The sequence below is a fragment of the Arthrobacter gandavensis genome, from assembly GCF_039528575.1.
GTDB lineage: Bacteria > Actinomycetota > Actinomycetes > Actinomycetales > Micrococcaceae > Arthrobacter_B > Arthrobacter_B citreus_B.
The window spans coordinates 1,377,893-1,386,663 of the sequence record NZ_BAAALV010000002.1 but is presented as its reverse complement, the minus strand read 5'-3'; the positions used below and the strand labels follow the sequence as shown (position 1 = coordinate 1,386,663).

The 8,771-nt window shown below is 65.9% G+C and carries 7 protein-coding genes; 3 read left to right on the top strand and 4 right to left on the bottom strand.

The genetic code is table 11. The features are described from left to right. Positions 1-98 precede the first annotated feature (98 nt). Positions 99-1,187, bottom strand: coding sequence for a GlxA family transcriptional regulator (locus tag ABFX29_RS09740; protein ID WP_152226956.1), 1,089 nt, complete (start codon positions 1,185-1,187; stop codon positions 99-101). A gap of 81 nt (positions 1,188-1,268) precedes the next feature. Here ABFX29_RS09740 and ABFX29_RS09735 point away from each other — a divergent pair, with 81 nt between their 5' ends. From ABFX29_RS09735 to hrpA, 3 genes are all read left to right on the top strand, one after another. Continuing rightward, positions 1,269-1,466 (top strand): hypothetical protein, encoded by a 198-nt coding sequence (locus ABFX29_RS09735; RefSeq protein ID WP_152226955.1) that lies wholly within the window; start codon positions 1,269-1,271, stop codon positions 1,464-1,466. Positions 1,467-1,610: 144 nt separating this feature from the next. After that, entirely contained in the window at positions 1,611-2,663 is a 1,053-nt protein-coding gene (locus ABFX29_RS09730; protein WP_152226953.1) for a helix-turn-helix transcriptional regulator, read from the top strand. 13 nt (positions 2,664-2,676) lie between these two features. Further along, a complete protein-coding gene (gene hrpA, locus ABFX29_RS09725) occupies positions 2,677-6,588 on the top strand; it encodes an ATP-dependent RNA helicase HrpA (RefSeq protein WP_152226951.1) in 3,912 nt (1,303 codons plus the stop codon). 56 nt (positions 6,589-6,644) lie between these two features. Here hrpA and ABFX29_RS09720 read toward each other — a convergent pair whose 3' ends face one another. The 3 genes from ABFX29_RS09720 to ABFX29_RS09710 all read right to left on the bottom strand — a co-directional run bounded on the left by ABFX29_RS09720 (position 6,645) and on the right by ABFX29_RS09710 (position 8,663). Beyond that, positions 6,645-7,073: an HIT family protein gene (locus tag ABFX29_RS09720; protein ID WP_152226949.1), complete on the bottom strand. Its 429-nt coding sequence runs from the start codon at positions 7,071-7,073 to the stop codon at positions 6,645-6,647. A 94-nt stretch (positions 7,074-7,167) separates the two neighbouring features. Beyond that, positions 7,168-8,007 carry a sulfurtransferase gene (locus ABFX29_RS09715; protein WP_246167316.1) on the bottom strand — a complete coding sequence of 280 codons (840 nt, stop codon included), beginning with the start codon at positions 8,005-8,007 and terminating at the stop codon, positions 7,168-7,170. After that, the gene (locus ABFX29_RS09710) at positions 8,004-8,663 is read right to left on the bottom strand and encodes an MBL fold metallo-hydrolase (RefSeq protein WP_152226947.1); all 660 of its coding nucleotides are present in this window, start codon (positions 8,661-8,663) and stop codon (positions 8,004-8,006) included. Before ABFX29_RS09710 ends, ABFX29_RS09715 begins: the two co-directional genes overlap by 4 nt. Positions 8,664-8,771 lie beyond the last annotated feature (108 nt).

The following is an 8,771-nucleotide window of genomic DNA, read 5'->3' as shown; positions in this document are numbered from 1 at the left end:
TTTTTGGTTTTTGTTTGCCGTCCCACCCCCAGATCCGTGCCCTTGTTCCGTGCCCCTGTTCCGCGTCTCCCGGGTCCATCCCTGCGGGTTGCGCCGGTTCATCCCTGGTTGAGGTGGAGGTATCCGGCAGGCTGCTCGCCGGGGCGTGGGCGCTGTCCTGTGGCCGCCCGCGGTGCCCGGGGATGGACCGGGTAACCCTGCTGGGCCCAGGCCGGCCGGTCTGCCCGGCCCCGGAACACCCTGCGGTACGCTGCCGGACTGATGCCGACTGCACGGTTGAAATGGTGGCGCAGCAGCACTGCCTGCCCAAACCCGACAGCGCGGGAGACCTCGTCAATGCTCATGCCCGTGTCCTCAAGCAGTTCCTGGGCCTTAAGTACCCGCTGCCCGTTGATCCAGGATCCCGGTGTTGTTCCCGTTTCAGCCTTGAACCGGCGGGCGAAGGTGCGTTCTGACATGTGGGCGCGGGCTGCGAGCGCGCTGACGGAATGTTCCTGGTCCAGGTTCGCCGCAATCCATACGAGGATGTCTTCCAGTGTGTCTCCCCCGCTCACAGACAGGGGCCGGGTGATGTACTGGGCCTGCCCGCCGTCGCGGTGCGGAGGTACCACCATGTCCCGGGCGATGGCCGCGGCGGTCTTGGCACCCAGTTCCTGACGGACCAGATGCAGTGAGGCGTCAATCCCCGCCGCCGTTCCCGCGCTGGAAATGATGTTCCCGTCCTGGACGTACAGCACGTCCTCGTTCACCTCCACCGAGGGATACAGCTTGGCAAGGAGTGCCGAGTTCCTCCAGTGCGTCGCTGCCTTGCGGCCGTCCAGGATTCCCGCCTCGGCGAGCGCAAAGGCACCCGTGCACACCGACATCACCCAGGCCGAACGCTCGTGGGCGTTCCGCAGTGCCTCAAGGACGGCAGCCGGCACGGGTTCGGGGCCGTTCGGCCAATGGCCGTAGGGCGCCATGATCACCAGGTCAGCGTCGGCGGCGGCTTCGAGTCCGTTCTCGACATGGATCGAGTAACCGGCTGAGGTCCGGACCGGTCCCGGGACATGGGTGGCCATGCGGAAATCGAACCGCGGTACCCCGGTGCCCCTCGAGGAACGGTCGACTCCGAAGATCTCTGCAACGAGCCCCAGTTCAAACGGACCGGTGTCCTCCAGCACTATCAGGGCGACGCTCTTGAGCATGGTGGGAGTATGGCAGTATTTCGCTGCTAATGGTCATATCTGCCACTTATTTTTGCTGCGGCCCGGGCGGAACCTGAAGGCATGGAAATCTTCTTTTCGCTTTTGGTGCTCAGTCTGCTCGCCGGGGTCACTGCCATGGTGGTTTCCACCATTCGGCATGACGGCCGTGATCATCTCCCGCCGGTATCCTCGGGCCGCCCCTGGCACGGCAACGCTCTGTGGGATGTGAGCGATCCACGGGATCTGTCCCAGGAACGGCCCTACCGGCCCCGGCGCTAGGCCCGGGTGTCTTACAGTCCCCCGCGCCTTCCCCCTCCGGCGGCACCTGCGGCTGCCGGGGTGCGGGTTCCGTGTGGTAAATGCACTCGGATGAGATTCAATCCAGGACAGGTTCTGTCCGCATTACGGAGTAGCTTGGGGAACATGCTCGAGACATCAGCAAGGCTGCTGCACCTGCTCTCACTGCTGCAGCTGCGCAGGGAATGGACCGGCGCGGCACTTGCCGACCGCATGTCCGTCACGGAACGCACCGTTCGCCGGGACATCGGCAAGCTCCGCAGCCTGGGCTATCCCATCTCCGCATCACCTGGGATTGCCGGCGGCTACCAGCTGGGCGCCGGGGCCCAGCTGCCTCCCCTGCTTCTGGATGACGAGGAAGCGCTCGCCGTCGCCCTGGGGCTGACTGCGGTGGCTTCCGGTCCAGTGTCCGGGATCGGCGAAGCGTCCATCCGTGCCCTGGTCAAGCTGGAGCAGGTTCTCCCCGGAAGGCTGAGACCCAAGTTCTCCGCCCTTCGCCAGTCTGTGAGCGTACTGGCGGGTCCGTCAGCGGCGGCATCAGCCGTCAACCCGGAGATCCTCACTGCCTTCTCTACAGCTATCTCAGAGCGGCGCACCGCCTCCTTCCGCTATCAGGCACTCGAAGCTGCAGAGGGGCGGCGCATCGTGGAGCCCTACAAACTGGTCAGTACCGGAAGGCGCTGGTACCTGGTCGCGTGGTGCACCGAACGCCAGGACTGGCGCACCTTCCGGGTGGACCGCTGCCAGTCGGTACCGGTGCTCCGCGAGCGCTTCACTCCCCGCCCCCTGCCGGCCAAGGACCTGGCCGCCTACGTGCAGGCGGCCATTACCCGCAGTCCCTACCAGTACGACGTCGTGATCCGCATTGCGGCCCCGCTGGCGTCGGTGGCTGAACAGGTTCCCGCCGAAGTCGCCGTGCTGGAGGCGGATGGACCCGGGCACACCGTGCTGCGCAGCGGCTGGGACTCCCTGGACCAGCCGCTGGTCCGTATGGCGGGCATGGGAGTGGAGTTCGAAATCCTGGCACCGGAAGAAATGCGTGAGCGCGCCCGCACCGCGGCGGGGCGGCTGGCCCGCGCCGCCGGGGCCCTCCCCCAAACGCAGGACGCTGTGGCTGCACCCGCTTCCCAGCCCCCTCCCGCCGTTCACGGCAAGCAGGCGCTTCCGCCCACGCACTAGACTGGTGCCAACTATGGCACTGACAATCTCCTATCCCCCGCAGCTCCCTGTCTCAGAACGCCGCGAAGACATCATGGCCGCCATCGCGGCCAACCAGGTCACCGTGATCGCCGGTGCCACCGGTTCGGGTAAAACCACCCAGATTCCGAAGATGTGCCTGGAGCTGGGCCTGGCGGAGAAGGGCCTGATCGGCCACACCCAGCCGCGGCGTCTCGCGGCCCGGACGGTCGCCGAACGCATCGCGGAGGAGCTCGACGTCGAGATCGGCGCCGAGGTGGGGTTCCAGGTGCGTTTCACCGGGGAAACCAGCCGGGACACCAAGGTCAAGCTGATGACCGACGGCATCCTGCTCGCGGAGATCCAGCATGACCGCAAGCTGAAGAAATACAGCACGATCATCATCGACGAAGCGCATGAACGCAGTCTCAACATCGACTTCATCCTTGGGTATCTCAAGCGCCTGCTGCCCGAGCGGCCGGACCTGAAGATCATCATCACCTCCGCCACCATCGACCCGGAACGCTTCGCGCAGCACTTCGCTGCCCCGGACGGCACTCCGGCACCCATCATCGAAGTGTCCGGCCGTACCTTCCCGGTGGAAATCCGCTACCGTCCGCTGAACCAGCCGGCGCTGGGCGCCCTGGAAGATGAGGACGACGAGCTTGAGGAAGACCGCGATCCGCTGGATGCAGTCTGCGACGCCGTCGATGAGCTGTCCCGCGAGGCTCCCGGGGACATCCTGATCTTCTTCTCCGGCGAACGCGAGATCCGCGACGCCGCCGATGCTCTGCGCGGGACGGTCACCCGCAATCCGCGCCTGGCCAATACGGAGATCCTGCCGTTGTACGCCCGGCTTTCCCTGGCTGAACAGCACCGGGTCTTCTCCCCCGGCAAGCACCGCCGGATTGTGCTGGCCACCAACGTCGCCGAAACCTCCCTGACCGTCCCCGGCATCAAGTACGTCATCGACACCGGGACCGCCCGCATCTCCCGTTACTCGCACCGCACCAAGGTGCAGCGCCTGCCCATCGAACGCATTTCCCAGGCGTCGGCGAACCAGCGCTCCGGCCGCTGCGGCCGCGTCTCCGACGGCATCGCCATCCGGCTCTACTCGGAAGAGGACTTCGAAGCCCGGCCGGAGTTCACCGATCCGGAAATCCTGCGTACGAACCTCGCGGCCGTCATCCTCCAGATGGCCGCCATGGGCGTCGCCCAGGGGCCCAAGGATGTAGCAGACTTCCCGTTTGTCCAGCCGCCGGATCCCAAGGCCGTGAACGACGGCGCGCTGCTGCTCCGAGAGCTCGGTGCGCTGGCCCCCAAGGGCGGGATCACCGCCGTCGGGCGCAAACTTGCCCAGCTCCCCGTTGATCCCCGCCTCGGCCGGATGATCGTGGAAGCCGGGCAGCGCGGCTGTGTCCGCGAGGTCATGGTCCTGGCCGCGGCGCTGACCATTCAGGATCCCCGCGAACGGCCGTCCAAGGACGACCCGGCACGGGCGCAGAAGGCAGCCGAGCTGCACAAGCGGTTCGTGGATGAGAACTCGGACTTCACCGGCTTCCTGAACCTGTGGCGCTACGTCCAGGAGAAACAGAAGGAACTCTCCTCCTCCCAGTTCCGCAAACTGTGCAAAAACGAGTTCCTGAACTTCCTGCGCATCCGCGAATGGCAGGACCTGTTCGCCCAGCTGCGCCAGCTGGCCAAGCCCTTGGGCATCACGCTCTCCCCGGGCGACGTCGACCCCGTGGGGCGTGAGAAGGACGTCCACATTTCCCTGCTGTCCGGGCTGCTGAGCCACATTGGTCTCTACGATCAGCGCAAGCGTGAGTACGCCGGCGCACGCGGGACCCGGTTCGCCGTCTTCCCGGGATCGGCACTGTTCAAGAAGTCCCCTGACTGGGTCATGGCTGCCGAGCTGGTGGAAACGTCCCGGCTTTGGGCCCGGATCGCTGCTCGCTTCGATCCGCTGTGGGTCGAAGAGGTCGCCCCGCACCTGATCAAGCGCACCTACAGCGAACCGCACTGGTCCAAGCGCAACGGGTCCGTGATGGCCTACGAGAAGGTCACCCTGTACGGGGTGCCCGTGATTCCGCGCCGCAGCGTGAACTACGGCCGGATCGACCCGGTCCTCTCCCGCGAAATGTTCATCCGGCATGCCCTCGTTGAGGGTGACTGGCGCACCCACCACAAGTTCTTCCACCGCAACCAGGCGCTGCTTGCCGAGGTCGAAGAGCTGGAGACCCGGGTGCGCCGCCGCGGCCTGCGTGTGGATGACGAAACGCTGTTCGAGTTCTACGACGAACGCATTGGCAGCGAAGTGGTCTCCGAACGGCACTTCGACAAGTGGTGGAAACATGCCCGGCATGAGGACCCGAAGCTGCTGGACTTTGACCCGGACGCACTTCGCACCGACGACGCCGCAGGGTTGGATGAGACCGAGTTCCCCAAGACCTTCCGCTACGCGGACTTTGACCTGCCGCTCTCCTATGAGTTCACTCCCGGGGTTCCGGGAGCCAACGACGGTGTCACGGTGGAGGTTCCGGTCCTGTTCCTGAACCAGCTGGATCCCGAACCGTTCCGCTGGCAGATTCCGGGCCTGCGTGCTGAGCTGATCACCGCCCTGATCAAGTCGCTGCCGAAGGCTGTACGGAAAAACTTCATTCCGGCCCCTGACGTGGCGCGTGCCGCTGCGGCGGCCCTGGCGGCGGACTTCGATCCGGCGTCGGATCCCCTGGAACCGTCGCTGGAACTGGCCCTGCGGCGGTTGAAGGGGCACATCATTCCGCCCGGATCCTGGAACTGGGAGGCGATTCCGGAGCACCTGCGCATGCGGTTCTCCGTGGTGGATTCATCCGGCCGCGTCCTGGATGAGGGCAAGGACCTTGCCGCGTTGCAGGAATCCCTTGCTCCGGCCACCCGCCGGGCCATCGCCGAGTCGCTGGGTGCCACGCCCGGGACGGTGAAGCCGGCACCGAAGGCTGCCAAGGGCAAGCCGGCCCGGGCCGGCGGGTCCGGTGCGACAAACGGTGCCTCCAACGGGCAGGCGTCGCCGTCCTTCCGTGAAGAAACCGGCCTCACCGAGTGGAGCGTCGGAAGCATCGAGCGGCGGATCGACACCCTGGTTGCCGGGCACACGGTCACCGGCTACCCCGCGCTGGTGGATGAAGGCTCCACCGCCGGCCTGCGGGTTTTCCAGAGCGCCGCCGAGCAGGAAGCTGCCATGCGCGGCGGAGTGATCCGGCTGCTTGCCCTGCGGGTGCCAAGCCCCGCGAAGTACGTGCTGGAACACCTGAGCAATGCCGAGAAGCTCACCTTCAGCCAGAATCCGCACGGGAGCGTGGCCGCCCTGATCCAGGACTGCACGCTCGCCGCGGTCGACAAGCTCACCCCGGAGGCCCTCCCCTGGACGCGCACCGAGTTCGACGCACTGTATGAGCAGGTGCGGGCAGAGCTGATCGACACGGTCTTCACTGTGACGGCGATCGTGGAGAAGGTCCTCTCCAGCACCCGCCGCATCCAGAAGCAGCTCAAGGGCACCACGTCGCTGGCGCTTATTTCGGCGCTCAATGACATCCGTGCCCAGCTGGATCAGCTGGTCTATCCCGGTTTTGTGGCACGCACCGGCTACGCGCAGCTGGCGCAGCTGCCGCGTTACCTGGCCGGCATCGAGCGGCGGCTGGAGAAACTGCCCACCAATGTGCAGCGCGATTCGCTGAGCATGGCTGTGGTGCAGGGCCTCGAAGATGAATACGACGACGCCGTCGCGGCTTTGGTGCCCGGGCGCGGAACTCCGCCCGCCCTGGCCGAAGTCCGTTGGATGATCGAGGAACTGCGGATCAGCTTCTTTGCGCAGGAACTGGGAACGGCCCGGTCCGTTTCTGAGAAACGGATCCGGACCGCCCTGAACCAGGCGCTGGCTCCGGCATAGTCGCCGGGTTGGCGGCGGCTGATTGTTGCCGGGCAGCGTCCCCTGCCCGTTCTGGTCTAGGCCTGAGGAACGAACTCGCCGTGGCCCGCTGCCCGGAGGCCTTCGCGGAGCTTCTCGGCGTTCGCTGCCATCTTGTCCTGGTCGGGGTTGGTTTCCGCGCGGCTGAAGTCGAAGTCCTGCAGCGAGTTCGCCGGCCAGACGTGGATGTGCAGATGGTCGATTTCGAAGCCTGCAATGGTCAGCCCGGCACGCTCTGCGCCGAAGACGTCCACCTGGACCTGGCCGATGGCCTGGGCGACGGCCGTCATCCTGGCCAGGAGGTCAGCCGGGGCGTCCGTCCATTTATCGATCTCCTGGCGCGGGACCACCAGGGTGTGCCCGTCCGCGAGGGGGCCGATGCTCAGGAAGGCAACGACGTCGTCGTCCTTCCAGACGAAGCGGCCGGGGATTTCACCCTCGATGATCCTGGTGAAAAGCGTGGTCATGCGTTCTCCTTGCTCGGGCTGCTGACGGTCCCCGCCCGGCAGCTTCAAGCGCAGCGGGGGCGGAACGGGACGGCCGGTAAACATGGCTTTGACGCTACCCGTCTGCGGCGCCGGTTGCCACCGGCTGTCCGGGTGTGGAGGACCATTGCGACCACGACCCGGGATACAGGGCTGCTTCGATCCCTGCCATGGCCAGGGCCGCGACCTGCGCCGACGCGTAGATGCCTGAGCCGCAGTACGTGCCCACTGGTTTTGAGCTGTCCACTCCGGCGGCCTGGAAGCGCTGCCTGAGCTCCGGAACCAGCAGATAGTGTCCGTTGGCGTCAAGGTTTCCCGACGCGGGTATGTTGATTGCCCCCGGGATGTGCCCGGCCTGCGGGTCGATGGGTTCGCTTTCTCCTCGGAAGCGTTCGGGTGCCCGTGCGTCGATGAGCACGCCTTCGGCTGCAAATGCGGGTACTCCTGCCATGTCCACGACGGGCATATGCCCCCAGGACAGACTTACCGAACCCGGGACCGGTGTGACTTGTCCGCTCTCCAGCGCTCCGCCGTCGGCCTGCCATGCCTGCAGTCCGCCGTCGAGCAGCCGGACGTTGCCGAACCCCGCGTGGCGCAGCAGCCACCAGGCCCGCGCTGCTGCGGCACCTCCGGAGGCGTCGTAGGCGACTACCGTGTCGCCGTCGTTGATTCCCCAGCCCTTCGCCAGTGCCTCAAAAACCCGCGGCGAGGGCAGCGGGTGCCGCCCTCCCGGCCCGGCCGGGGCCGACAGCTCAGTGTCCAGGTCCACGTACACGGCTGACGGCAGGTGCCCTTTCAAGTACCTGCCGTGTCCGTCGCTGCGGCCCAGCTCCCAGCGCACGTCCAGCAGTCGTACCGGCTCTCCGTTGTCCAGCGATGCATGGAGCTCGGCTGTGCTGATGAGGATTCCTGTCACAGTTCCACCACGTCGCCCGGTGCCAGCGGCTGGTAGCTCGTTCCGTACATTCCGCCGAAGCGTTCGAGGTGCTTTTCCACGATTCCCCGGCCCTTTCCGTTCAGCAGGGCGTCGTGGATGGGGTGCGCGGTTTGGGCCCCGACGGCGATGACGAAGTCGATGACCTCTCCCACCTTGGACCACGGCGCGTGGAGGGGAACCAGCAGCACCTCAGCCTTGAGGCCGTTGGGTACCGTGAAGGAGTCTCCCGGGTGGTAGATCCGGTCTTCGATCAGGTACGCGAGGTTTTCCACCATCGGAATCAGGGGATGGATCAGCGCATGCTGTCCGCCGAAGGAGCGTACCGAGATTCCTGCGATCTGCTGGACGGTGTTCGGTTCCACGTCGAAGATGCGGTCCTGTGCGTCCTCTGCTGCTTCGTTGCGCAGTGATGCTGCCAGTGCCGCAGGTGCGTGGAGCTGCAGGTCCGGGCGTTCAGCCAGAATGGGCAGCACCTGTTCCCGGTCGATGTGGTCTGCGTGCTCGTGGGTCAGCAGGATCGCGTTCGCGTCCCGCAGTGCTTCTTCGACCTCGGAAAAGTTGCCCGGATCCAGTACCAGGACTGATCCATCTTTTTCGAACCGGACACATGAATGCGTGTACTTGGTCATTTTCATAGGGTCACGATACTCCGGGTGATGTGTGACCCCGCCGCAGGCGCGGTGTGCCAACGCTGATAATCTGGGGTCAGGTCCAATTTCCGTCAGCCAGTTTCCCCTCGGCAA